The organism is Spirosoma oryzae (genome assembly GCF_003002825.1).
In the GTDB taxonomy this organism is placed as follows: Bacteria; Bacteroidota; Bacteroidia; order Cytophagales; family Spirosomataceae; genus Spirosoma; species Spirosoma oryzae.
On the sequence record NZ_PVTE01000020.1, the window covers coordinates 64,990 to 89,711 of the forward strand.

The following is a 24,722-nucleotide window of genomic DNA, read 5'->3' on the forward strand; positions in this document are numbered from 1 at the left end:
ATAGGCTATTTTGTCAATGCATGCGAGAGTCCTCCCGGAAGAAACCTTCACCCGTACCGGATGGTTACCCTCGCGTCACAAACGTACACGCATCGACTCATACCCATGAAATCAACTGTATGGCTGCTTGCGGCCGCAACAACCCTAACCTTAACGGTACAGGCCGGAACACCCCCGACAAAGGGAAGTAAGACACCCAACCCGGCGACCCGTATTGCGCCTGACCCGGACAACGGTGGTATCAAACTGGCCAAAGGCTTTCAGGCGCTGGTGTTCGCCGACAATCTGGGTCGTGCCCGCCACGCCGTGGCCGACCCCGTAACCGGCACACTCTACGTCAAACTCGACCGGTTGAAAGACGGGAAGGGCATCGTTGAATTGCTCGACACGAACGGCGACGGCCGGGCCGACCAAACCATCACGTTCGGTACCTATCCCGGTACGGGAATGGGCATTTACAACGGCTATCTCTACGCGTCGTCGGATACGTCGGTGTATCGCTACAAGATGACCAATGGCAAGGTAATGGCGACCACGCAGGCCGAACCGATCGTGGTGGGGCTGACGCTGCAACGACAACATGCCAGTAAGTCGCTGGCGCTCTCGCCCGATGGCAAGTTGTTTGTCAACTTCGGCGCACCGTCGAACGCCTGTCAGGAAAAAGACCGGCAGAAAGGCTCGAAAGGCATGGACCCCTGCCCGATTCTGGAAAATTACGGTGGTATCTGGGTATTCGACGCCAACAAACTGAACCAGAAACAGGCGGACGGAAAACGATATGCTACGGGTATTCGTAATGCCGTAGCCCTCGACTGGAACACGTCTGACAACAAGCTGTACGCGTTGCAACACGGTCGTGATAACCTCAACAACTGGGGCGGTGTATTTACCGATACCGTCAGCGCCGAACTGCCGTCGGAGGAATTTCTACAGGTCAACAATGGGTCTGACTTCGGCTGGCCGTACTGCTACAACGACCATTTTCAAAACAAGAAAATGCTGGCACCGGAGTACGGTGGCGACGGCAAAACGCAGGATCGCTGTGCCGGCAAAGACAAGCCAATCATGGCGTTTCCCGCGCACTGGGCACCCAACGATCTGCTGTTTTACAAAGGCAGTTCGGGGGCGAACGCCTTTCCGGCTCGCTACCGCAACGGCGCGTTCGTCTGCTTCCACGGCTCCTGGAACCGCGCGCCACTGAACCAGGGCGGTTATTTCGTGGCCTTTATTCCGTTCGGGAAAAACGGTCTGCCATCGGGTAAATACGAGGTCTTCGCCGAAAATTTCGCGGGTGTCGAGGAGCAGGGAACACCGGGCGAAAACGCGAACGCCGGTAAACTGGCGCTGGCTAGTCCCGGCGATGCCAAAGCGCGGCCGGTCGGTTTGGCGGAAGGCCCCGACGGATCGCTCTACGTAACGGATTCCGTAAAAGGGAAAGTCTGGCGCATTATGTACACTGCGAAGAAATAGGAGTAGCCTGTATTATGTAGCCTGGACCTCTAGGTCCGGGTGGGCGCGACAGCGACCAGGAAAGCTACCGCCGGAATCGATTGCCCTGACGGGCACCCGGACCTGGAGGTCCAGGCTACATAGTACGGGCTACGTCTATCTCACCCCCGCTCGCCGGAACGCTGATTGAAGCTGCCGGAGGGCGGGGTTTTTTAAACTGATCGAGTCGCGGGCCTGATCGCTAAGCCGGTTGGCGACACGTTCCGACAAGTACCAGCCCAGCGGATACCGATCGTTATAAGCCAGCCGAAGCGTCAGGTAATTGGTGCGCGGATTGGCAAAGCGATCGACAAACGAGTTGAACATATTGTCGCGGGTGATCGACCCGTTGTCCCAGGCGTTGAAAAAGCCCAGCAGCGGAATCCGGATAATCTGCATCACCGACTGCGCCCGCGTCGTTCGACCCATGGTGTTGCTGTTCTGGATAAACAGAATGTAGGGGACGACCGTAGCCTGCCCTGTCGAATCCAGTCGGCGAATCGACGGAACGAGGTTGTTCAGCAACTGGAAGCAGGTTTCAACGCCCGAGTTATCAAAATAGCCCCCGTCGACCACATGGCCACCGTAGGGCTGCGTAATCCCGTTTGTGGGCGCACTGTCGCGGATCAGTGCGCCATTGGTCACCACCGGAAAACGACTGCACAGCGAAGCCGCCGTTTTCAAGGGCACGTCGTGACCCAGTAAGTCAACCGTCGACACAACGTCCCGGAAATAACGGCTGTCCAGTTTCAGGTTCGACGTGATAACCTTTTGCCCCGACTCCGCCAGTGTACCGTTCAGCAACAGCGAGGGCAGGTCGTAATTGTAACCATTGGGCCGCTGGTATAGGCTCGTTACGGCACTGTCGAGCGTTGACAGCCCCAGGTTGCGCTGGTACGAATCGGCCCACGAATCTTCCAGCCACTTGCCCCGCTCCAGCGCCGGTATGGCCACGGGCGACAGGCGCTGAATGGCTTCCGGGAATAATAAAGCCGCCGACACCGCCGACAGATAATCATCCCGGATGACCCGACGGAACTGCGAGAAGCGATGAATACGCCGGGCTTCGGCAACGTCGCGCAGGAAGGCTGTATAAAACACCGTCCCCACGCCCCCACCCGAGACGCCACTCAGCGCATACACATGGCGACTGAAGCCCGGAATGATGGAGTCGAGCCGGATGAGCGTTTCGGCGGTCCAGTTCAGCGCCCGGATGCCGCCCCCTTCAGCTGCGACGAGTAGCAACGGGATGGTGTCTTTGGCAGAAGGGCGTCCCGCGACTCCACGCCGGGCGACTCCACGCTGGGCGACACTACGCCGGGCTTCTACCCAGCGGGCGAAATGCGCGTCGACGGTCGGGCGGTTACTAATTTGGGCAACGGATGTGTCGGTGGCGGTCCGAACCGTTGTGTTGTCGTTGAAAGCGCTAACCGTTACGAAGTACAGGCCGACCACCAGCAGCAAAGGCCGATAGCGGTAGTCGTTGAAGTACACCAGCAGGCTTCCCCAAAACGTGTACACCGAAATGCCGAACAGAATAACGGCCGTCGGGCGGAAATACCGGGCGATACCCCATTGCACCGGCAGGCTGAACAGAATCAGCAGTACAGCCGTCAAGATAAAGCCAATTGAAACGACAAGCCGCCCCAGCGGATGCCGCCACAACGTCCGAACGTCCTGCACGATACTGGTATAGCGATTCCGGAATATCCAGCGGGTAGGTACCGCGAAAACAGGAACGTGCTGCTCGACCAGCCGAAACGACCACAGCATCAGGCCACTCATGCCCATCAGCAGAAAAGGCTGCGGATGCATCGGTTCCCAGAACGCAAAGGCAAGAATCAGGCTCGGCAGCATACCGCCCAGCCGGGGAAGCCAGCGCAGTAGCATATCCATCGCCGGACTAAGCCGTAACCCAACCGGCGATACGTGCAGAATAAGTCGTGTACTGCTGTAGACCGTCCAGCTCCAGAGAAAGGCACCGATTAGAATAAACAGGAATAGCGGACTGCCAACACCGGAGCTGATAACCGCTTCGATCATATCCCCCGCCTGATCGGTACCCGTCAGGATGTACAGGGCGATCAGTAGGGTAATGATAACAATCAGAGCGTTGCGCTGCGTCTGGTAAAACGCAACCACGTAGTCGCGGACGGTGCTGACAAACGGAATGTACGGCATGAGCGCAGTAGCTAGAAAACGGGCGTTGATCCGTAAACGCCCGTCGGTAAACGACGCGATTTATGCGCGTGTTACGCCAACTTTGGCCAGCAACACGGCCAGTCCGACGAAGGCTAGCGCGCCCAGCATCATGTAGCCACCTTCGCCCAGCGCACTTGCCAGCGCCCGTTCCAGCGTCAACGACGTAAGTGTGTTGTAGATCGACTCATTGACCGATAGCAGGGCCACGGCAACGCCCGCCAGCGCCCCACCGGCGACCAGTCCCGTTGCAAATAGACTGCCCCGGCCCAGGTCTGCATCCTCTTCGACAGCGCCCTTCCGTTTCGCATTCCAGTCGACAATGGCCTTGACCAGACCACCCGCAAAGATGGGGAGTGTCGTTGACAAAGGCAGGTAGAGCCCAACGGCAAAGGCCAGTGCGCTGACGCCACAGAGTTCAAACACGAAGGCGATAAACGCGCCGACCAGCACAAACTGCCAGTCGAGGTTAAAGGAAAGCAGCCCTTTGATCAGCGTCGCCATCAGCGTGCCCTGTGGCGCAGGAAATTTGTCGGAACCGATCGCGTGGGTAATACCCTGCGCCAGCAAATCGGGCGTGGGTGTGTCGAGAATTTTGACCGTAGCGCCCACGACCAGCGATGAAACGATAACACCGATGAACAGCGCCATCTGTTGATACTTCGGTGTGGCCCCGACGAGGTAGCCCGTTTTCAAATCCTGCGACGTAGCCCCCGCATTCGCGGCTGCCACACAGATCATACTGCCCACCACCAGCACCGCCGGTTCGTAGACCCGCCCCGTCAGGCCGAAGCCGATGAACACAAGTGCCGTTCCCATGATTGTGGCAATGGTCATCCCCGACACCGGCGACGAACTCGACCCGATCAGCCCGACGATGCGGCTGGCAACGGTCACGAAGAAAAAGCCGAAGACAATGACTAGTAGGGCGATCAGGGCTTTCGTTAGCAGCGAGTCGCCGGGTATCTGGGGCAGAACAATCATCAGCGCGATTAGCACAACGCTGCCAATCAGTACGATCCGCACGCTGAGGTCCTGCTCGGTACGCGCCGTCCGTTGACTCGTACTGAGTTGTTCTTCGGTTTCCATCGCCACTACCGACGACCGGCTAAAGCTCTGTTTGAACGACGAAACGATGGTCGGAATGGTTTTGAGCAACGTCATGAAGCCGCCCGCCGTTACGGCTCCCGCCCCAATTTGGCGGATGTACGCCCGGTAGATGGCAGCTGCGGTATCAGCGAAAGTATGCGTCTGCGGATTCCAGCCACCCGGTCCGCCCGCCGTTTGCAGGTTGGTCAGATAGCCCAGCTTTTGCAGTTGCAGCGCAATCGTATCGCCCGGCACTACCGACGCCAGCAGTGGAATCAGCCCCAGCCACGCCAGAATACCGCCCCCGACCAATACCGCCGAGATACGAAAGCCAATGATGTAACCCACGCCCAGGTACTCCGGCGTAATCTCGCCCGCCACCTGCGCCGACGGAAAGTACCGATTGGTTTGCTTCGTCGCCCATACCGGTACTTCGGCGATTACGTGCAGCACCTTTTGCAGAAACGCGTAGAGCAACGCCATACCGAGTCCCTGATAAGCCGTTTTGGCAAAGTTGCCCCCACGTTCGCCCGCAATCAGCACCGACGCGCAGGCCGTTCCTTCGGGGTAGGGTAGCGTGCCATGCTCCTGCACGATCAGCGACCGGCGCAGCGGAATCATCATTAGCGTACCAACCAGTCCGCCCAGAATAGACAGCGTCAGGATGGTCCAGTAGTTAAAGAAATCGGCACCGATGCCGTCGGTCAGGAACAGGAAGCCCGGCATGGTGAACACGACGCCCGACGCGATACTTTCGCCCGCCGAGCCGGTCGTCTGAATGATGTTGTTTTCGAGAATCGTTGTGTTCAGAAAGCGACGACCCAGCGAAATAGCCAGCACGGCGATAGGAATCGAGGCCGATACCGAAAGCCCCGCTTTCAACGACAGATAGACGGTAGCCGCCCCGAAGAGTACACCGAAGACAGCGCCGGTAATAATGGCTTTGAGCGTGAATTCGGCGGGCGATTCGGTAGCGGGAATAAATGGTTTGTGTTCAGACGACGTCATGAGCGGACTAAAAGAGTAGTCGAGTGGGGTAAGCTACGAAGCCCGGCGCACAATGCATAAAGTTTGCCGGACTAGCTTGCAATTTACGGCCCTTTGCGCCACATTTGTCTTCCTCAACGCGGGAGTAGCTCAGTTGGTAGAGCGGCAGCTTCCCAAGCTGCAGGTCGTGAGTTCGAGACTCATTTCCCGCTCATAAACGAACAGCCGATTAACAAACATGTTAGTCGGCTGCTTTCGTTTTGGGAAGTTGGTTGTGCTTATTAGACCGGTTACTTGCTGCATACCATCAGCAGTGGGCAACAAAAACGGGGGAATGGCCAACATTTAGCCGTATCCGGGGCTTTACGCTCATATGGCTACTCCTTCTAAGACTACCACTGCGCTCTCCTTAACCGAATCGCCGGGTCGGCAACTACTGGAAAGTTCACTCAACGATTATGTTGCCTTTCTGCGTCGCCAACCCGCTTTCTGCGGTACGCCCGAGCAGCATCAGGCGCTCGTCAAGCACGTCGCGCAGGGGAACGAGCTGATTAAACTGGTGAGTGCAGAACGACTCAAAATTACCCGGCAGCTCGATCAGCAAAAGCACGACTGGATGGCGATCGAAAAACAACTGACCGATCCCATCGTAAAGGCCATGCAGCCGCTGAAAGATGCGGTTGATCATTACAATCGGGAAATGCTGCGCGTGCAGGAACATCAGCAGGCCGAACTGGCACCGGTTGATTCGACAGACGGTACTAAGGAGTCGACTGACTGGCTGAGTCCACAGATTGATGCCATCAGCTTACCCAAGAATGTCAAGCTCGACTGGCGATTCGACGTGGTCGACGTTAATCAGTTGCCCAACGGTTACTGGAAAATTGACGAAGCGGCTATAAAAGCGGCTATTGCTGACGGAGCCCGCGAGATTCCCGGCTTGCGCATCTACGCCGAACCGGTAACGACGTTTAGGAAATAATTACTTTGAAAACGGTCTATTGGCCGCTCATCAGCATTACATGCCCGGTCACAAACCGGGCAGATGGCTACGATTTCAACGCTTTTGGTAAGTAGCCGTATCGACGCTTGAAAGCCGCCGTAAAATGATGTGGGTGTTTATACCCAATTCGGTCAGCCACTTCGTTGACCAGCAGTCTTTCGTCCAGTAAAAGCCGTTTAGCTTCTTCCATGCGGACCTCAGTAACGTAGCCGAAGACTGTTGTGTTGAAAAGGACTTTGAATCCATGTTTCAATTTTTGCTGATTGATGCCAACCTGTCTGGCTAAATCAAGAAGCGATCCCGGCTGTTCATAGTGCGCATCAATCTGGTTTTTCACTTCATACAGACAATCTATGTCTCGCGCACTCAGCGTGATCGGTCGTAGTGCCGGTAATCCGTCCAACTGCTGTACCTGTACCAGAAACAGCTCGATAGCTTTTGCTTCCAGATATAACTCCCTGAGGTGACCTTGATACGTCGTCTGCTGCATCTGCGTGATCAGCGCGTGCATCGCCGGTACGACCCGCGCCGAAAAGGTTAGATCGGGCGATGGGAGCCTAGGCTGAACCGGGAAGTTGGTCAGGAACGGGCTTTCATTGGTTAGCAGACGAGTAAAGAAACCTTCCGATAAACTCAGTTCAAAAAAAAGACGGGGACGACTACTTGTGGCAGCTAAGTGCAAATCATAGGCATGCGCCGGCTCTCTGTAAACGACAAACTGGTTCTCGGCCAACGTACCAGCTTTCGGACGTTTGGGAAACCCGCTATCGGTCAAACGAATATGAGACACTACAGCGGTTCGGGACGGATGAACGGTTAGCGTCTGTGGGGCCGGATTCAGGTAGGTGCCCCAGGTCAAGCCGAAGTCGTCGAACCGGATCTCGCTGGTGTGTAGTGTATAGCCCAACGTTTGTTGGCTTGTTTGTGCTGTTTCCTGCGGGTCAGATTGCCGTTGATTTTCGCCGGGCTGGTACGTCGTTTTCATGACTTCGTTTTACGTTGTTTTGACGCCGTTTTGCGTTGATTGTCAGCTATTGACGCTACCTACTTTTGGGTCGGTAACTAACATGAACAATGAGCCAGACAACAATTACCCTCTTCGGGGCTACCGGTAAAATAGGCATAGAAGTACTACAGCTATTATCCGATGCGAAGGTCAGTACACGGGCTGTAACCCGAAACATACAGAAAGCAGTTTCATTACCGTATATAAACTGGGTCGAAGCTGATATGAACGACCCTGTCAGTCTGGAGCCGACCATTGACGCGGGGCAGTGCTTGTTTCTGCTGTCGCCCATGAGTGAGCATATGGTCAGGCAGCAAATCAACGTTATCGAGGTGGCGCGACGGAAAGCGGCCGCGCATATTGTCAAACTATCGTCCGGTGCTGTCGATGTGAACGCCAGTCAACCCATTGCACGGGCGCACGGTCAGATTGAAGCGGCCCTGCACCATTCGGATCTCAACTGGACTATGTTGCGTCCGAATGGGTTTATGCAGAACTGGTTAGGCGAACTGGCCCACACTGTTCGCCACGAACGTACAATCTATGAGACTACCGGCGACGGAAAGCGGGCGTTTATCGACCTGCGGGATATTGCAGCGGTTGCTTATACGATTCTGACACAACCACGGGAGCATCGCCACAAAGCGTATTTCCTTACCGGTGGGGAAGCCGTGAGCTACCGACAGCTAGCCAGCTGTATCGCCCGAACAATTGGTCAACCCGTAACCTATATTGATCTTGAGCCTGATCAGGCCCGACAGCGCATGGCCCAGAAAGGAATGCCGTCCTGGTTGATCGATACAGTTTTGGCCTACGCGCAGGAACAGCGTAATGGGCAGGCGGATGTCGTTAGCGATGCTGTTCCGCTGATTCTGGCTAAACCGGCTCGGACCATGGAAGCCTTTATCGCTGAACACGCCCGGCAGTTTGTCTGACGGTAACCCACAACTAGTATCTGTAGTAAAAAGTCAGCGTGGATAATCCATACGAACGGAAAGGCTGGGCCTGTTGGGTCAGCCTTTTTTTGTTGGGAAAAGGCCAGAGCAAATACCTTGCCCGTACTGCCGAAGGCTACGATACACTCGATGCTGTAACGTTGGCCAACTAATTGCTTAGCGATAGACAGGCTGCGCGTACGTGTACCGTATGCGCTACGCTGGTAAGGCGGTAATCCCGGCTATCAGTAACGAAATGCTGGCGTTTCGCTCGTTTCATCGGCAAGCCGAATGTCGAACGCGACAGGAATCGTCACGCCATCAGTGGGTGTGTATACCAGTTCGATATGTTGGCCTGTTTCGTCGGCTTGTTCCAGCAGGTCGAATAGTTTTCGGACGCCTACCAGATAGAACGCTTCCGTTAACAGTTGGCCGTATTGCCAGGCAAAGCTACCGCGCTTGGCAACCTGACTCGCTAGTAGATGGTTTTTATACAAGGAAAAGCCGTTTTTCATAACAAAAGGTAACCGGTTATTTGATTATGTGGCAATATATACGCTTACTGGCAGCATTATTGTTACATATGAACACATTAATAAAAAACTTAGTAAATGAATCGCTATCCGGTTGTTTCAGCAGAAACGGCCGTCAGCACCAATTGACAGGCTGGTGCAACAGACCTGGAATGGCTGTGATTCGATCAACCTCCTCTTTAAAAAAATGGTATCAGTACCTAGTCAAACAGGGTCCGGTTCGGACCAGTCTACCTTTCGGGAAGCTGCGTTGATGCAAACGTTGCTTAATCTGGCCATTCCCCGTACGGCCCGGTACAGGGGCCATGCCCGGCGCGCCGATGATACCTATGGCGTAGTGGTTCACACAGCAACCGGGTTCCGTACACTTACGATTACATCGCCGATGCTGGCGTTAGCGCAGGAAGGGATTTTAGTAGAGCGGGATCGGGCGTCGATTTTACAACAACTCGACTAACGGTTGGATTGACGCTGATTACTGCACCTTCTCTTGCTGTCTCGTGGGATCGAGCGGCCTCCCCCTTGCTGTGCTCGACTGGCTCAGTCACCGGCGGTAGCAAGCTGCCAGCGGCTTAGGCCAATGGGCCGGTTTAATGCTATTGGCAAAACTATTGAACCGGGTGCGCCGATTCAATTAGCCGGTAATAATCAGCAATACACGGCTAAAGCAACGTTGATTGGTTGTATACAACTGACTAAAACTTGCGTAGATGGCACGGTTTCGATACTGTATATTGAGTTTATAGGAGGGCTGTTCTAAAGAGTGACATCGGTACAGTTTTTGGCAAGCGGAGGATTGGTCAGCGCGATGCTGGCCTACGTAACGCTCCTCCATCGAAATGCCAATTTCTACCAACCGTACTTATTTGCTGGCGCCCCTGTACGCTGGCCTGCTCCACCTTGGCCTAATCGCCAGTCCACAGCTCGGCTTTGGGCAAACTACCTATTACGTCGCTAGTTCCGGGCGTGACACAAACGACGGCAAGTCGGAAAGCAACCCTTTTCAGACGATAGCGCGCGTCAATCAACTGACGCTGAAACCCGGCGATGCGATCCTGTTGAAACGAAACGATACCTTCTCGGGTACACTGACAATCAAGCAGTCGGGCGCGGCTGGGAAGCCGATTGTCGTGGATGCGTACGGTAGTGGGAACAAGCCGGTACTGACGGGTGCCGTGCCCGTTACGAACTGGACCAACATCGGCAATAACACCTGGCAGGCGAGTTGCGCCAGTTGCGGGAGCCGCATCGCCGGCCTGTACGGTAACGGAACCGCCCTGCCATTGGGCCGCTATCCAAACCTGACCGATGCCAACAAAGGCTACCTGACGGTACAATCGCACAACGGCAAGACGCAGATCACCAGTCAGCAGGGGTTGCCCAAAAACTGGACGGGGGGCGAGGCCGTCATCCGGCCAGCGCAGTGGATACTCGACCGGGCGACTATTACGGGTCAGAGCGGAAACACCCTGCAACTCAGCTACACCAGTAACTACACACCAACCGACGGCTGGGGCTTTTTCATCCAGAATCATCCCGGTACCCTCGATCAGGCGGGGGAGTGGTATTATAACCCGGCGACCAAAACGATTCAACTGTTCGACAACCGGAGTAACCCCAACAGCCGGCTTATAACGGCAACGATAAGCGATGGCATCAGCCTGACGAATGCCGCGTACGTCACGGTTCGGAACCTACAGATTACGCAGACACAAACGACCGCTATTCGGGCTACGGATAGTGCAAACCTGACCTTTTCCGGTAATGACATCACCAACGCTGGTACGGACGGCCTGGTCCTGACCGGGTCGGGCAATGACGTGCTGATTGACAACTGTCAGATTCAGGATGTGAACAACAATGGGCTATCGATAAGCTGGTACGCCAACGTTACCTGCCGGGGCAACACGATTCAACGGGTGGGTATGGTAGCCGGTCGGGGTGGCAGTGGCGACGGGCAGTACGTCGGCTTTCAGACGAATGGCCCGTCCAATACGCTGATCGAGAACAACATCATCGACAATATCGGGTATAATGCGCTTACGTTCACCAACAGCACGGTCGTCCAGAAAAACCTGATCTCGAACTTCTGCATGACCAAGAGCGATGGCAGTGGTATCTACACCTGGAATGGCAACCGGCAGGCCCAGGGCAACATCCGCATTCTGTCGAACATCGTTTACGGAGGCAATGGTCCGTTCGAGGGAACGTCGTACAAAAGCAACACGGCTGCGCACGGCATCTACCTCGACGATTGCTCGACCAACGCCGAAGTGACGGGCAATACGGTGTTCAACTGCTACGGCTACGGCTTCTACCTGCACGGCACGTCGACCGTACAGATGACGGGCAACACGGCGTTCAATAACAACGAGTCGCAACTGGCGATGCTGCATACGGGTGGTGCCTGCCCGATGCGCAACAACACGGTACAGAATAATACGTTCGTCAGTCGCACGGCAAGTCAGCTGGTTGCCAAGTTCGAATCGAACGCCAACGATCTGTCGAGCTATGGGACCATCGATCGAAACGTCTACGCCCGCCCGGCCAGCGATGGCGGTAAAATTCTGGCGGTCTACAACAGCACGACGGGGGCGCTGCTACCACTGGCGCAGTGGCAAAGTCAGTTCGGTAAAGATGCCGCATCCCTCAACAGCCCGGCCACGTACATCAAATCGGGCAACGTGGCCGACTACATCCGATTCTACCACAATCCGTCGGCCAACCCAAGTACGGTGTCGCTGGATGGCAATTACGTCGACGGCTGGAACAAAGCGTACGCAGGCAAGGTAACGCTGGCACCCCTTACCTCACTGGTGCTTTTCAAAGCCAACGACGGTACGACGAACTCCGTTTACCTGTCTGACCTGAACTGGGTTAGCGTAACCAATGGCTACGGACCGGTGGAACTGGATATGAGCAATGGTAATGCGGCCGCAGGCGATGGCCGAACCATAAAATTAAACGGGACAACCTACGCGAAAGGGCTGGGTTGCCACGCTAACTCGGAAATTGTCTATAACCTGGCCGGCCGCTACAAAACATTCCTGACGGACATCGGCGTCGACGACGAAATGGGCGACCGGGACTGTGGCTCCGTGATTTTCCGGGTCTATGCCGACAATGCGCTGGTGTACGAAAGCACCCTGATGCTACCGACGTCACCGACTAAATCGCTGAATCTGGACGTACGGGGTAAGCAGACATTGCGGCTGGTGGTTGCCAGCAACGGCGATGCCTGTGGTGATCACGGCGACTGGGCCGGTGCCCGGCTCGTTCCGGCGGGCAGCGCTCGTATCGGTGCTGCGGTGCTGGCCGAACGGATTGACTCTGATCCGGTACAGGTGTATCCCGTACCGGCGAAAGATGAAATCTGGCTGCGGTATCAGGCCGAGCAGCCCGGCGAGGCCCAGGTTGACCTGTTGGACATGAGTGGCCGTCCGGTGCTGAAAACAACGCATCAGGCAACTGCTGGCGAAAATGTCGTTCGCGTGCCCGTCGGTTCTGTACAGCGTGGGTCGTATCTGCTCCTGTTACAACAGGGCGTACAGCGCATCACCAAACGAGTTTTGCTGGCTGAATAAGCTATCAGCTGCTACGCGTGTCAATTTTCGGTCATCGCTATCGTAGGGATGACCGAAAATACGGATGCTTGGATTCAGGCTGAGGGCAGCGACTCTTCACCCTGTTGGTAGGCGGTGGGTGTCAGGCCATATTGTTCTCGGAAGCAGCGAGCGAAATAACCGGCGCTCTCGAAGCCTACCGCTTCGGCCACGTCGGCCACCGACGCGGTAGTGCGTAACTGCTGACGCGCCTGTCCCAGTCGGTAATTACGCAGCAGTTCGGTAACGGTAAAGCCGGTGAGGGCTTTCACTTTCCGGTAGAGCTGCACCCGGCTTAACTGAAGGGCGCTGGCCAGTTCTTCGACGCTGAAGCGGGGGTCGCTCAGGTGCTGAGCCAGTATGGTCTGAAGCTGCGTTGTGAAAGACGGGTCGGGGTTGAGAGAGGGTGTCGCAAACGGCGACTCGTCGGTAGCGGAGGGAGCGGCCGGTATCGCATCGGGGCGCAGGAGTTGCTCCTGTAGCCTGGCCCGCTGTCGTTGCTGCCGGGCCAGCAGGTTACGCACCTGTAGCTGGAGTTCGGCCGGATGGAAGGGTTTGGCCAGATACGCATCGGCACCACCTGCCAGCCCCTGCATACGGTCGCTGAAGGTCGTTTTAGCCGTTAGCAACAGTACAGGAATGTGGCTGGTGCGCAAGTCTTCTTTCAGGACGCGACATAAGGCAAGTCCATCCATACGGGGCATGAGTACGTCACTGATAATCAGGTCGGGGCCCAGCGCCAGCGCGGTCTCCCAGCCTACCTGTCCATCCTCGGCCAACTGGATACGACCAAGATCCGCTACCGTCTGACCGATGAAGGCCCGCAGATCGGCCTGGTCTTCGACTACCAGTATCAGTGGGGTCGTGTCGGGGGGCGGATTGCCGGGCGTTGCCGGGGGCTGGCTATGGGTAACAGACAGCGGTGCCGAACCGGTCTGGGGGCTGTCTGACAGTTCGGCAACCGGTTGGTAGGGTAAGCTGACAACGAACCGCGTACCGCTATGGGCGTCTGCCCAGGGGCTGGTAACCCGCACCGTACCCCGCTGTAGCGTCACCAGTTCTTTCACCAGTGCCAGTCCGATGCCCGACCCTGGGGCTGATGCCGAGCTGGGTTTGGCCTGATAATAACGATCGAAAACCCGCGCCTGCTCGCTGTCCGTCAGTCCCGGCCCGGTATCGTCTACTACTAGTTCGACCGCCCCCCGCAGTGTCACCTGTACGCTTCCCTGCCGGGTAAACTTGATGGCGTTGGTGAGCAGATTCAGGGTGATGCGCTCAAGCTTCTCCGCGTCGAACCGGTACCGCGAGCGGGTCAACTCGTTGGTTAGCCCAAGAGTCAGGCCTTTCCGGTCGGCCTCGGGCCGAACTGACTCGATAAGCTGGGCTACAAACGTAACCAGGTCGCCGGGTTGCGCGTGTACCTGCACCACGCCTGCTTCGAGCCTTGATAGATCCAGCAACTGGTTGGTCAGGGCGAGCAACTGTTGCGCCTGCCGATCGATGAGGGCCAGCCACTGCTGATTTTCGGGGCCATGCAGCCGCGCTTTTAACTGCTGGGTCGGGCCCAGGATCAGCGTGAGTGGCGTTCGGAGTTCGTGCGTTACGTTGGCGAAGAAGCGGGTTTTCAATTCATCGAGCCGTCGTAGCTGGTCGGCTTCGCGTTGCTGGTTGAGCTGGTCTTGTCGCTGCCGAAGTTGCCGGTTTCGAAATTGGCTAAACGTCAATATCAGGCCAATAACCAGTGAACTGTAGCCAGCGTACGCCCAGCCGGTCTGCCACCAGGGAAAGCCGATGTCGATACGCAGTTGCCGAACATGCCGACTCCACTGCCCGCTTGTGTTGGCCGCCTGTATCCGGAGATCATATTGACCGGGGGGGAGCGCGGTGAAAATCGCTTCCGGTCGGCTGGTCGTCACCCAGTCGGGTGAAAGACCGCCCAGCCGGTAGCGGTACATGGCCTGCCCCAGCCGGTTGTACTGCATGGCCGCAAAGCGAACCGTGACAAAATTCTGGTTGTAGGGCAGGCTGAGTGTTTCCAGCTGGCCGTTCCCGCCTGGTTTCAGGAGCGAGTCGAGCGGCCAGATCCGGTTGTTGACCAGTACGTCGGATAATTGTACGACAGGCTGGAACGTATCGGGTCGGATTGTTCGAGGCATGAAGCCGACCAGGCCGGAAATCCCCCCCAGCACAATCTGCCCGTTGGGCATCAACACCGCATGAAAGCGGTTAAACTCGTCGTTAATCAGGCCATCCTCCTGCCGGTAGATGCGAATATGCCCCGTGTGCCGATCGAGTTGCCCCATTCCTTGATTAGTGGCTATCCACACCGATCCCCAACGATCTGGGATGGCAGCGTACACGACATTATTGGGTAAGCCCTGCCGGGTGGTGATGTGAATGCTACGCCCGGTGCGCTTGTCAAATTGGCACAGGCCGCTGCCGAAGGTACCGATCCAGAGCCGGTTCGCATCCAGCGGATCATCCGAAAGCCAGTAGAGGTTGTTGCTGCTAATCGAAGCTGGATTATGCGCGTCGCGCTGATACTGCTGAATCTGCCCGCTTTGCCGGCTGACCCGGTAAAGACCGGCGCTGGCGGTGGCTATCCATAGCGCCTGGCGGTCGACAACCAGTTTTAGCATGGGCGATCGAATGATCGGCGCGATAGCTGTGCTGAACTGGACCCACTGATTTCGGATTGCGTCGTAATGGCCTATCCAGTCGGGGTGCGCTAGCCATACCTGCCCGTCGGGGTCGGTAGCGAGCAGGGTCGGGCGTTCCAGTAGGTAGTCGCGTAGCGCTATCGGACCCGCCTTTGCGGTAAGTTGGCGGGTAACTGGATTGAGTTGATAGAGTGGCGTACCACCAGCCGCGAACCATACCTGCCCGTTTTTGTCAATCGTTGTTCGCAGATTATAGGATGTAGTTTCTTTTGGCCAGGCAGGTAACTGGCTGGTTGACAGGCCAACATAATTGAGTAACCAGTCGTCGATGAACGAGCGTCGATTGGCGGTATTGTGAAAGGGAGTTGCCCGCAGATTTATTTTATGCACACCGATCAGATCCGTACCCAGCCAGAGCACGTCGGAGCGGTCGATGAACAGCGACACGTACATAGCCGCGCCCCCGGGTGGCGTCAGGGCCTGCAGCCCTTGCGTCTCTGTGTAGCGGAATAGTTGCTGGTCCAGTCTCAGGTACTCGTTTCCCTGACTATCAGCCGTAATTTGCTGCGGCCAGTCCGCCCGCTTGTTTGGGCCCGCCAGCGGATACACCACCGTATGGCCGGTTTTAGGGTTCCAGCGGGTCAGGGTTTGGTTGGTACACAGCCAAAGTTCGCCATTCGGGCGTCGGTAGAGCCGGCGAATGGGGTCAGTCAGCGGTGTTCGGGCTTGGTCATTTCGGGTCGGGTAGCCAACAGGAATGAATTGCCGGGTAGTTGAATCAAACCGGCTCAACCCCCGATCCGTAGCGAGCCAGAGCTGGTTCCAGCCGTCTTCCGCCACGGCAAATGCCGACTGCGTGCCAGGCACTTTCGACCGCGTTGAGTAATGGATAAACCGACGGCTTTTCAGGTCATAACAGCTTAGGCCACTCTGGCGGAAAATAAGCCAAAGCCGCTGGTGCGAATCGGGATAAACGTCGACCAGGGTGTCTTTGGCGAAGGCGCGCTGATAGGCAGGCTCGCGTGAGAGATTGACGAATGTTTCCTGGAGGGGATCGAAGCCATCGAGCCCAAACTGATCATTTTGAATCCAAAGATAACCGTCCGGGGAGATCGACAGCCGGGTCAGACCAGGAGAAGATAAGGAAGGGCGTGGGGTATTCTTAGGCTGAAAAACCTTGAATGTATAGCCATCGTACCGGGCCAGCCCGTCGCGCGTAGCCATCCAGATAAAGCCGCGCTTGTCCTGCGTAATGGCGGGCACGAACGCCTGCGGTAGTCCCTGCCGGGCGGTAATCGTTTCGGGGGCGGGCAGTTGCGCGGGTTGCGCCCTCAGATCGGCGACAATAGCAAGTCCGAATAGTAGAGCCAGCCACCTCTCCGCCAACCACCGCGTACTATGCTGTTGCCGCTGGTCTGTCATGTTACTCCCTGTCAGGTACCTTAACATATGATTACGCAACACCAGACGGGCCACTTCTTTCCGGAAGTGGCCCGTCTGGTGCCGGGAGTAGCTGATTAGTTAGCGTCCAGCTTCGTCAGCTTCGTCGCGTCGAATTCTTCTTCGCTCGCATTCGAATCATTGTTCGGGACGCACACGATGGTCATACCGCCGTTCTTAACCGATTTTACTGTCATGGGTGCTTTTCCTCCCTCCAGCAGTGTGACCACGTCGCCGGGCTGGTAACCTGATTTGTTCTCCATAGTGCGATGTTCCGTTGACAGGTAGCTTTTTGATTAATTACCTAGTACAACCGGAAAACTACCATTCTGTTGATCGCAGTACTTCATAAACGAGGTTTCATCACAAGGGCCTGATGATACAGTAAGCGTACCTGAAATTATCTATGGTTATGCAAAAAACAATATTTGTAACTTGTTGTATATATTTATATGTATAATTCGGTTAGTTTGATCGGTCAACCGAATCGGCCGTACCCGTATTGCCGCTGCGCTTTATTATCCCGTATCCATGCCCGATTATGAAAAATAAGCTACGCGCCTTTATTCGCCTGCGTACAGCCGCTCTGCTGTGTGCTGTCGCCCTGAATGGGTGCCAGCCTGCGGGTACAATCGATCCGCAGCCCGAACCACAACCGGTGGTGCTGGTGAAAGGGGCTTCGTCAACCGTATTGGATGTGACAAGCCGCCAGGTAGTCGTTGATGCCTACACGAAAGAGTTCGCCGGCGTACCGTCCATGAACTGGTCGGGGAACGTCAGCAACTGCAACGAAGGAACGGTGTCGGCTGCGTACATTACGGCACAGGCAAGCCGGCTCAATTTCTACCGGGCCATGGCAGGCATCGATGGTAAGGTCGTCTTTGCCGATTCGTTGAACCGGAAAGCGCAAAAAGGGGTGTTGATGCTGGGTGAAGCGGGCGTGCTGACCCATGCCGTGAAGAAGAGCTGGAAATGCCATTCAATCGAGGGCGAATGGGCCGTCGTTAACTCAAATCTGGCACAGGCGGGCGGCTCGAATCCGGACTTCATTACTCAATACATTGCCGATAAAGGCGATAATAACGCGGATGTTGGTCACCGGCGATGGCTACTATCGCCGGCCGTTACCGTGATGGGAACGGGCAACATACTGCATCCAAAATCGAAGATCGCTTATAACGCGCTGCCGATGAATCTGAGCTCGTTTTCCACCAACCGGATGGCGACGCGTGCCGAATACGTCTGCTGGCCCGTGGCCGGATACAATCCCTATCAGCTCGTATTTCCCCGGTGGTCGTTTCAACTGTCCGGCGCTGATTTTTCGAAAAGCACGGTCAGCGTAACGAAAGAGGGCAAAACAGTACCGGCCACTATCGTCAGCAGTACGGATACGAACTATGGTGACAATGCCCTGATCTGGGAAGTAGAAGCCGTTTCAAAACCCACAACCGATCAGTCATACGATGTGACGATTCAGAACGTCAGGCAAGGCGGGCAGACCCGCTCGTACACCTACACCGTGCGGGTAATCGATCCGTTGTCGAAATAGTCAGCTATCGGTAAACGGGTCGTAGTGTAATTCGTTAAGTGTTTCGGTTGCCAGTCGGTGTACGGTATCCCAGGCGAAAGGCAACCACTGATGCGTGCCCGCATCGAACACCTGCGTGGCCGCCTGACAGGGAAACAGCTTGTAATCGAACTTGGGGTAATTGCTGACGAGGTAGCCGGGATAATAATACTGCTTCTGGTGGTCCTGCGCGTACTGTATTTTTTCCAGCATCAGGTACTTGCCCAGACTGTAGCGGGCGTAGTCGGGGTGGTAGAAATTCATGATTCCGGCGATACTCCGGTTCCCCTGATCGAAAATGCCCATCGCAATCAGTCGCCCGTTGTCACGAATCTCAACCGCCCGCGTGTCAAACTGCGTGTACGCGTTACCGCTTTTGAGCCAGTACGCCACTGATTCGGGTGCGTCGAACGAGACGTTGGCCCGGTACAGCGCGTACAACTGTTCGATCTCATCGGTCAATACGAACGGAGCAATACTGCGCTGAAATATACGGTTGACACGCACCAGCCGCCGTTGTTTCTCGCCCAGAACGACTTCCGGGATCGTCAGCCGGAGCCAGTGAACCGGACAGGCGGTATTGTCGTGCATGATGTACTGGCACGTAAACATGTCCTGATGCATCCGGAAGAAGCCGATGTTCAGATACCAGTCCAGTTCATGTCCTTTCATGGGCAGGTGGGGTGATTTGCGTAGGTACGTACTAAACTAGCAAGAACAACCGAATCGATTGCGGTATCTTTATCCGGTGAAACATGCACTGATCCTGAGTTGCCTGCTGTGGCTACTGATTCTCCGGGGCGGGTACGCCCAGTCAATTCCTGCCGGCGCAACCGGCGTTGATCTGGTTACGGCCCAGCCCGACTCGGCACTGTTCAGGGCGGTATCGGGATTCCTGGAAACGCAGGAATTCGTGATCGAACAGACGGACGAACAAACGTACACGCTGTCGACTGAGTTAAACGAAAATGTTGCGCCGTCGATGCGGGTGCTGGTTAGCGTGGATGGGGGAACAGCCCATTTCACCGCCGAAGGTCGTCCGTCAGACTGGGCCGACACCGACCAGCCGTTCACGCACGAGGGCGAAACCAAAACGGGCTTTCTGGTACTCAACCGTTTGGTTGATCAGTTTGCCCGTTCGTTTGCCAACGCCACCGTCGAGTATGTCGCGCCTTAACCCGGTGTGACGTCGGCAACTCCCTGCTCCTGTTCCTGCTGCTGCCGTACCTGCTGCCCGATGGGTATGTATTCCACTTCGCAGGGGTACCCAAACAGGCAGTTGCTTTTGATCTGCTCGGCCACGCGCGCCGGTACCAGACTTTCCCAGCCGTCGCGCCCTTCCTGAATCATTTCCAGCACGGCATCGGTCGAAATATGCAGGTTCTCTTCGTTGTAGTTGCGGATAGCCTCGATCTTGTCGTTGCGAATCAGGTACTGATACAGCGGTTCCAGCGTGGGCGGCAGCTTGAAATCTTCGCAGCTGTAAATGGCCCCGTCGCGCAGCGTAGGATAAACAAACAGCTTGATCTTACGGCTGAACAGCATGGCAAACGATTCCAGAATACCGCCCGGCAGGAATTCGTAATGCCCCTCATCGAAAATGTATTCCAGATTGGGAATACCGACGACCAGCCCGCACTTGAGCCGCGTGAGCCGGGCCAGATACGCGACCAGCTTGTAATATTCTAAATAGTTGGAAATCATCACCGCCAGTCCCATCGAACACAGAATATCGACGCGGTCGAGGAAGTCCTTTTCGTCAATGCCCTGCTCGTTGGCTTTTAGATTGTGCAGGGTCAGCTCGGCCATCGAGATGACCCGGTTTTCATCAACGTCGTCTTCGGCCATAAACTGCTTCTGACTGTTCTCGATCATATCGAGCTGCACGTTAGTCAGTGGGCGCAGGCGGCCACGCATCACCAGAATGTGCTTCTTGTACAGCGCTTCCGACGGTTGCAGGGCCTGCCCGTCGGGTCCGAACAGGGCCGCATCGGTAAAGCCGTTCTTGACCAGATGCAGCGTCATCAACCGATTGTCGACGGTCGCGAAATCGGGACCGCTGAACCGGATCATGTCAATCTGTATGCGCTCCGGTGACAGATCGTCCATGAGCGACAGCACCAGCGTTTCGGGCGTTTTGGCGTAGTAATAGCAGCCGTAAATCAGGTTGACGCCGATGACGCCCAGCGCCTGCTGTTGCAGCACGTTCTCGTTGTCGAGCATCCGGACGTGAATGATCACGTCATTATAACCCGACTGGGGGGTTAGCTGAAACCGGCACCCGATCCAGCCGTGGGCTTCGTTGGTTTTCTGATAGTTAAGCGCAACAACGGTATTGGCGAAGGAAAAAAACGTGGTGTCAGGCCCCCGCTTTTCGGCCAGTCGTTTTTCGAGCAGGGTGTATTCCTTACTCAGCATCTTGACCAGCCGTGATTCGACCACGTACCGGCCGCTTTCTTCCACGCCGTAGATCGAGTCGCTGAAGGTCATGTCGTAGGCCGACATGGTTTTGGCAATCGTGCCCGACGCACCACCCGCTTTGAAGAACATGGCGGCCGTTTCCTGTCCCGCCCCAATTTCGGCAAAGGAGCCATAAATACGGCGGTCGAGGTTGATGCGTAACGCCTTCTGCTTGGTGCCTATATTCTTGTCGTACATTGGAACTGCTAGCTTACTGACGAATTGACCGATCAAATATACGTAACCGGTCTGCGTCTTTCTGTGTTGCCGTATTGGTCAATACAAGGCAATAATTGGACTAAAAAGATAGCTGATCGTTTAAACGCAGAAAGGCAGACCGTAGCCTGCCTTTCTGAAGGAGTTAAACCGAGCTACCGTTTTTTGAGGGATGGGATTGCCTGCTCGTCGACAAACATATTGCTACCCCCCGCTTTTTTAGAAACGGACGAGAATACATCCTGTTGTACACCAACATCGGCAGTAGCGGCCCGGCGACCTGACCGCGCACCGGTGATCTGATACATGGCTTCGTTGAGCAGCGTCTCACGCGTATCGCCAAATGGCAGCGGGTTCAGCGGCTCGAACTTGACCACGTTAGGCGCAAACCCCGCCGTGTAATCCGACTCGCCTTTCGAGTTGAAAATCTTGACAATGATGGGCTGCATACCCCACTGAATCCGGTTCGTCGGATCATAGATTGTGCGCGAACCAACGTTTTTGCCCACTGTTGTATCGCCAACAATAACAACGTTCATAAATGGCTTTAAACCATTGATAACTAACTCACTGGCCGAAGCTGTTCCGCTACCTGTAAGTATAAATACCCGTTGAAGACTGCTACCAATGTTGTTTGCCTTGCTGCGGAATTTGTAACTGAGCTGATCCGCAACTCCTTGTGCCTGGTAAGCAGCCATAAAATTTTTGTTCAGCTCATACCGAGCAAAAACCGTGGACGTACTAGCGTTTGGGCTGATGAGACTAGCCATATTGATAGCCGATCCGACGTTACCCCCTGGGTTGTAACGCAAATCGAGAACAAGCTCATTGACCCCCCGCGATTTAAACTTGCCAAACACAGCGTCGACTTTATTGTCAAAGGTATTGTCTGTGACGCGCGTTGTTGCGTTGTACACGCCGGGAATAAACTGGTTGTAAACGAGGTACCCTATTTTCTTCGAGCCAACCGTATAAGTCGAGTCGAAGAGTACGGGGTCTTCCTGAAATACAACGGCTGTAACTGATTTCGTGATTTCGCTGTCGACTAATCCAGTGCTACCAATCGTACCGAACGTGTATGTTTTTGTATCGCCTGTCGCTGAGAGTACTGACTGATAGTTGCTGGTTGTCAGCCGCGATCCGTTGACTTTATAGAAGATGTCTCCGCGTTTGATGCCTGCCTTGTCAGCGGGTGAACCGGGCAACACATAGATAACACCCCCAACGATCTCGGTGCGAGCACTCGACCGGTAGCCTAAACGAAACTCGAAGCCCTCCGTTTTGCTCTGTCCACCCAGGCTGGCGCTCAGGTCAGCTGCGCTTTGAGCAATCCAGGAGAACCGATCACCGTCTCTGTTTGTCGTTGCATTGTATTTGTACAGGATCGAATCGAAGAAGCCTCCGGGGCCTCCGGTTTGCAGCGACTTATCGGGATTGGCCGGAATTTTGTCGTTCCAGTAATAATAGATTCGCATGGAATCCAGCACCCAGTTGTTAACCTCCAGCGTCGAAACCGATGAGGTCGTGGTCGTTGACGTCGTAGAAGTGGTTGTCGAGGGCGCAACGTCGGGTTCACGCTTACAGGACGAAAGCACAACGGTACCGAATGCTGCGACAAGCAGTGTCTGTCGTAGAGCGCTGATAAAGTGCATAGAGTAAGTTGGAAAGTGCCTAAGTGTATAGGCTATAAACGTACAAGATAGTCACTATAGTTGCCAACTACACAAGCATTTTTACGCATAGTCCTATTTCCCGCCTATGTAGTGCTGATAGGAGATAACTACGCAGTGAGTATGCCATTGCCGGTAGGTCGGTATCGATGGTAAAGCCACTGTTTGTCAGCTGAATGCATCTTCGATATGCCGAATGCGCTGCGCACTGCCCGACACCAGAATGGCGATAATGTCGAACCGCACGTCGTGGTGCCAGTTATGGGTGAAAATGTAGTGTTCAGCCGCCTTCATCACCAGCCGGGCTTTGGTGTAGGAAACGAACTCTTCCGGATTGCCAAAAGCGGTGCCGGTGCGTGTTTTGACCTCGACAAATACTAGTAGTTTGCCCCGCTGCGCAATCAGGTCGATTTCGGCATGCTGGTAGCGAAAATTGGTTGTCAGGATATCGTAGCCTTTTTCGCGGAGAAAACGGGCGGCTTCGGCCTCACCCTGTCGGCCGGTTTCGTTGTGTTGTGCCATTGGTTCGTATGGTGTGGAAAATCCGAACGAAGCCCGCTTCCAGCCTGTTATACAGTAGCGACGCATCGCGGAGTTGTAAAACAATGAATAGTGTACTGAATAAGCAAGTCGCCGTGCGGCACCTGGGAAAAGTTGGTTATCAGGATGCCTGGGATGAACAGGAACGATTGTTTGCCGACATCGTAGCCACGAAACTGGCCAACCGAAACCGGTCGGTTGAGTTGCACGAGCCGACCGCCAATTACCTGCTGTTTTGTGAGCATCCACCCGTGTACACGATGGGTACGAGCGGGCACGAAAGCCACCTGCTGATCGACGAAGCGCGGCTGGCCAGTGAGTATGGCGCAACGTTCTACAAGATTCGGCGCGGGGGCGACATTACGTACCACGGCCCTGGTCAACTGGTCGGATATCCCATTCTGGATCTGGAGAATTTTTTCACCGATATTCATCAGTACATGCGGTTGCTGGAAGAAGGCATCATCCTGACACTGGCCGACTACGGCCTGACGGCGGGTCGTATCGATGGATTAACCGGTGTGTGGCTCGACTTCGACGGAGGCACACGACCCCGTAAAATCTGCGCGATGGGCGTGAAGGCGAGCCGCTGGGTAACGATGCATGGCTTCGCGTTGAACGTCAATACGGATTTGTCGTATTTTAACCATATTGTGCCTTGTGGTATCGCCGACAAGGCCGTGACGTCGCTGGCGGCTGAACTGGGCCATGATGTGCCGCTGGCTGAGGTTGCCGAACGGGTGCGCTATCACTTGGGCAATCTGTTTGCCTTTGTGTATTGAATCGACTGCCTGCACCGGAATCAGAGTTGTCAGACAGTCAGGGTCCGTTGAAGCCGGGCCACCAAGAATGCGGAAACGAGTATGAAGAAAGACATAAATTTTTTGCCCGTTGAGGGCGTACAGGTAGCGATTGCCCGGCAGGAAAACGAACTGGGGCAGTACGACTGGCGGGTGTTTATCCTCAACCAGAACGACGCGCCGATCACGAACGTGTTTGTGACCTCGAAAGGCTACGGACAGAAAGATGACGAAGAGCAGAAGACGTCGACGCTGCGGCACTTTTTTGCCGAGATCAAGCCGGGCGGACATGAGATTGTTGAAACGATCATGCCCGACGTGTTTCATCTCAATAATGAGTACTGGGTCAGCTATTTTATTGGCGACCAGATTTTTGACAAAAAATTCATCTTTGTCCCGGACAGCATCATCGAGGAAAACCTCGCAACGGTGCCGTTACTGGGGCTGGAAGGAATTTTACACGCATAACTTTTACAGGTGTACGGTTTACAGTATACAGTTTTCGGTGGTCCAATAGGCCGCTAATT

At 55.3% G+C, this 24,722-nt stretch carries 19 protein-coding genes and 1 tRNA gene; 10 read left to right on the plus strand and 10 right to left on the minus strand.

The genetic code is table 11. The features are described 5' to 3' along the window. The first annotated feature begins 105 nt into the window (after nt 1–105). Nucleotides 106–1,470, plus strand: coding sequence for a PQQ-dependent sugar dehydrogenase (locus tag CLV58_RS20465; RefSeq protein WP_106139694.1), 1,365 nt, complete (start codon nt 106–108; stop codon nt 1,468–1,470). A gap of 135 nt (nt 1,471–1,605) precedes the next feature. Here the strand turns inward: CLV58_RS20465 and CLV58_RS20470 are convergent, their stop codons facing one another. After that, nucleotides 1,606–3,669 (minus strand): hypothetical protein, encoded by a 2,064-nt coding sequence (locus tag CLV58_RS20470; RefSeq protein ID WP_106139695.1) that lies wholly within the window; start codon nt 3,667–3,669, stop codon nt 1,606–1,608. 60 nt (nt 3,670–3,729) lie between these two features. Beyond that, nucleotides 3,730–5,784, minus strand: a complete 2,055-nt coding sequence (locus CLV58_RS20475; RefSeq protein WP_106139696.1) for an OPT family oligopeptide transporter — start codon at nt 5,782–5,784, stop codon at nt 3,730–3,732. Nucleotides 5,785–5,902: 118 nt separating this feature from the next. On the opposite strand from CLV58_RS20475, the gene CLV58_RS20480 reads away from it, so the two are divergent. Next, nucleotides 5,903–5,975, plus strand: a tRNA-Gly gene (locus CLV58_RS20480). 161 nt (nt 5,976–6,136) lie between these two features. Then, nucleotides 6,137–6,745, plus strand: coding sequence for a hypothetical protein (locus CLV58_RS20485; protein ID WP_106139697.1), 609 nt, complete (start codon nt 6,137–6,139; stop codon nt 6,743–6,745). Between the two features lie 67 nt (nt 6,746–6,812). Here the strand turns inward: CLV58_RS20485 and CLV58_RS20490 are convergent, their stop codons facing one another. Then, nucleotides 6,813–7,751, minus strand: a complete 939-nt coding sequence (locus tag CLV58_RS20490; protein ID WP_106139698.1) for a helix-turn-helix transcriptional regulator — start codon at nt 7,749–7,751, stop codon at nt 6,813–6,815. Between the two features lie 89 nt (nt 7,752–7,840). Here CLV58_RS20490 and CLV58_RS20495 point away from each other — a divergent pair, with 89 nt between their 5' ends. Further along, complete coding sequence (locus tag CLV58_RS20495) at nt 7,841–8,707, plus strand: NmrA family NAD(P)-binding protein (RefSeq protein ID WP_106139699.1); 867 nt, start codon at nt 7,841–7,843, stop codon at nt 8,705–8,707. 245 nt (nt 8,708–8,952) lie between these two features. On the opposite strand, the gene CLV58_RS20500 is transcribed toward CLV58_RS20495, so the two are convergent. Continuing rightward, nucleotides 8,953–9,222, minus strand: coding sequence for a hypothetical protein (locus tag CLV58_RS20500; RefSeq protein ID WP_106139700.1), 270 nt, complete (start codon nt 9,220–9,222; stop codon nt 8,953–8,955). A 271-nt stretch (nt 9,223–9,493) separates the two neighbouring features. Here CLV58_RS20500 and CLV58_RS28120 point away from each other — a divergent pair, with 271 nt between their 5' ends. After that, entirely contained in the window at nt 9,494–9,697 is a 204-nt protein-coding gene (locus CLV58_RS28120; protein WP_146141491.1) for a hypothetical protein, read from the plus strand. Between the two features lie 382 nt (nt 9,698–10,079). Next, nucleotides 10,080–12,824, plus strand: a complete 2,745-nt coding sequence (locus tag CLV58_RS20510; protein WP_106139702.1) for an NPCBM/NEW2 domain-containing protein — start codon at nt 10,080–10,082, stop codon at nt 12,822–12,824. A 74-nt stretch (nt 12,825–12,898) separates the two neighbouring features. Here the strand turns inward: CLV58_RS20510 and CLV58_RS20515 are convergent, their stop codons facing one another. After that, complete coding sequence (locus CLV58_RS20515; protein WP_170108750.1) at nt 12,899–16,924, minus strand: ATP-binding protein; 4,026 nt, start codon at nt 16,922–16,924, stop codon at nt 12,899–12,901. A gap of 95 nt (nt 16,925–17,019) precedes the next feature. Continuing rightward, complete coding sequence (locus tag CLV58_RS20520) at nt 17,020–17,205, minus strand: hypothetical protein (protein ID WP_106139704.1); 186 nt, start codon at nt 17,203–17,205, stop codon at nt 17,020–17,022. A gap of 278 nt (nt 17,206–17,483) precedes the next feature. Between CLV58_RS20520 and CLV58_RS20525 the strand changes: the two genes are divergently transcribed. Continuing rightward, a complete protein-coding gene (locus tag CLV58_RS20525; protein WP_106139705.1) occupies nt 17,484–18,491 on the plus strand; it encodes a CAP domain-containing protein in 1,008 nt (335 codons plus the stop codon). Here CLV58_RS20525 and CLV58_RS20530 read toward each other — a convergent pair whose 3' ends face one another. Continuing rightward, the gene (locus tag CLV58_RS20530) at nt 18,492–19,181 is read right to left on the minus strand and encodes a GNAT family N-acetyltransferase (RefSeq protein ID WP_106139706.1); all 690 of its coding nucleotides are present in this window, start codon (nt 19,179–19,181) and stop codon (nt 18,492–18,494) included. It lies immediately after the preceding gene. Nucleotides 19,182–19,257: 76 nt separating this feature from the next. On the opposite strand from CLV58_RS20530, the gene CLV58_RS20535 reads away from it, so the two are divergent. Further along, nucleotides 19,258–19,686, plus strand: a complete 429-nt coding sequence (locus CLV58_RS20535; RefSeq protein ID WP_245882397.1) for a hypothetical protein — start codon at nt 19,258–19,260, stop codon at nt 19,684–19,686. On the opposite strand, the gene CLV58_RS20540 is transcribed toward CLV58_RS20535, so the two are convergent. The 3 genes from CLV58_RS20540 to CLV58_RS20550 all read right to left on the minus strand — a co-directional run bounded on the left by CLV58_RS20540 (nt 19,683) and on the right by CLV58_RS20550 (nt 23,377). Continuing rightward, complete coding sequence (locus CLV58_RS20540) at nt 19,683–21,167, minus strand: nicotinate-nucleotide adenylyltransferase (RefSeq protein ID WP_106139707.1); 1,485 nt, start codon at nt 21,165–21,167, stop codon at nt 19,683–19,685. The two genes, CLV58_RS20535 and CLV58_RS20540, sit on opposite strands and share 4 nt — an antisense overlap. 173 nt (nt 21,168–21,340) lie before the next feature. After that, complete coding sequence (locus CLV58_RS20545) at nt 21,341–22,837, minus strand: S41 family peptidase (protein WP_106139708.1); 1,497 nt, start codon at nt 22,835–22,837, stop codon at nt 21,341–21,343. Between the two features lie 186 nt (nt 22,838–23,023). After that, the gene (locus CLV58_RS20550) at nt 23,024–23,377 is read right to left on the minus strand and encodes a YraN family protein (RefSeq protein WP_106139709.1); all 354 of its coding nucleotides are present in this window, start codon (nt 23,375–23,377) and stop codon (nt 23,024–23,026) included. A gap of 83 nt (nt 23,378–23,460) precedes the next feature. Between CLV58_RS20550 and lipB the strand changes: the two genes are divergently transcribed. Further along, nucleotides 23,461–24,177 carry a lipoyl(octanoyl) transferase LipB gene (lipB, locus tag CLV58_RS20555; protein ID WP_106139710.1) on the plus strand — a complete coding sequence of 239 codons (717 nt, stop codon included), beginning with the start codon at nt 23,461–23,463 and terminating at the stop codon, nt 24,175–24,177. A gap of 81 nt (nt 24,178–24,258) precedes the next feature. Next, complete coding sequence (locus CLV58_RS20560) at nt 24,259–24,663, plus strand: hypothetical protein (protein WP_106139711.1); 405 nt, start codon at nt 24,259–24,261, stop codon at nt 24,661–24,663. The last annotated feature ends 59 nt before the right edge of the window (nt 24,664–24,722 follow it).

Bases quoted from the DNA above. Each gene is read 5' to 3' on its own strand.
- CLV58_RS20545 (WP_106139708.1), bottom strand. From the start codon at position 22,837: ATGCACTTTATCAGCGCTCTACGACAGACACTGCTTGTCGCAGCATTC.
- CLV58_RS20475 (WP_106139696.1), bottom strand. From the start codon at position 5,784: ATGACGTCGTCTGAACACAAACCATTTATTCCCGCTACCGAATCGCCC.
- CLV58_RS20530 (WP_106139706.1), bottom strand. From the start codon at position 19,181: ATGAAAGGACATGAACTGGACTGGTATCTGAACATCGGCTTCTTCCGG.
- lipB (WP_106139710.1), top strand. From the start codon at position 23,461: ATGAATAGTGTACTGAATAAGCAAGTCGCCGTGCGGCACCTGGGAAAA.
- CLV58_RS20510 (WP_106139702.1), top strand. From the start codon at position 10,080: ATGCCAATTTCTACCAACCGTACTTATTTGCTGGCGCCCCTGTACGCT.
- CLV58_RS20515 (WP_170108750.1), bottom strand. From the start codon at position 16,924: ATGACAGACCAGCGGCAACAGCATAGTACGCGGTGGTTGGCGGAGAGG.
- CLV58_RS20560 (WP_106139711.1), top strand. From the start codon at position 24,259: ATGAAGAAAGACATAAATTTTTTGCCCGTTGAGGGCGTACAGGTAGCG.
- CLV58_RS20465 (WP_106139694.1), top strand. From the start codon at position 106: ATGAAATCAACTGTATGGCTGCTTGCGGCCGCAACAACCCTAACCTTA.
- CLV58_RS20540 (WP_106139707.1), bottom strand. From the start codon at position 21,167: ATGTACGACAAGAATATAGGCACCAAGCAGAAGGCGTTACGCATCAAC.
- CLV58_RS20495 (WP_106139699.1), top strand. From the start codon at position 7,841: ATGAGCCAGACAACAATTACCCTCTTCGGGGCTACCGGTAAAATAGGC.
- CLV58_RS20490 (WP_106139698.1), bottom strand. From the start codon at position 7,751: ATGAAAACGACGTACCAGCCCGGCGAAAATCAACGGCAATCTGACCCG.
- CLV58_RS20500 (WP_106139700.1), bottom strand. From the start codon at position 9,222: ATGAAAAACGGCTTTTCCTTGTATAAAAACCATCTACTAGCGAGTCAG.
- CLV58_RS28120 (WP_146141491.1), top strand. From the start codon at position 9,494: ATGCAAACGTTGCTTAATCTGGCCATTCCCCGTACGGCCCGGTACAGG.
- CLV58_RS20525 (WP_106139705.1), top strand. From the start codon at position 17,484: ATGAAAAATAAGCTACGCGCCTTTATTCGCCTGCGTACAGCCGCTCTG.
- CLV58_RS20485 (WP_106139697.1), top strand. From the start codon at position 6,137: ATGGCTACTCCTTCTAAGACTACCACTGCGCTCTCCTTAACCGAATCG.
- CLV58_RS20550 (WP_106139709.1), bottom strand. From the start codon at position 23,377: ATGGCACAACACAACGAAACCGGCCGACAGGGTGAGGCCGAAGCCGCC.
- CLV58_RS20470 (WP_106139695.1), bottom strand. From the start codon at position 3,669: ATGCCGTACATTCCGTTTGTCAGCACCGTCCGCGACTACGTGGTTGCG.
- CLV58_RS20520 (WP_106139704.1), bottom strand. From the start codon at position 17,205: ATGGAGAACAAATCAGGTTACCAGCCCGGCGACGTGGTCACACTGCTG.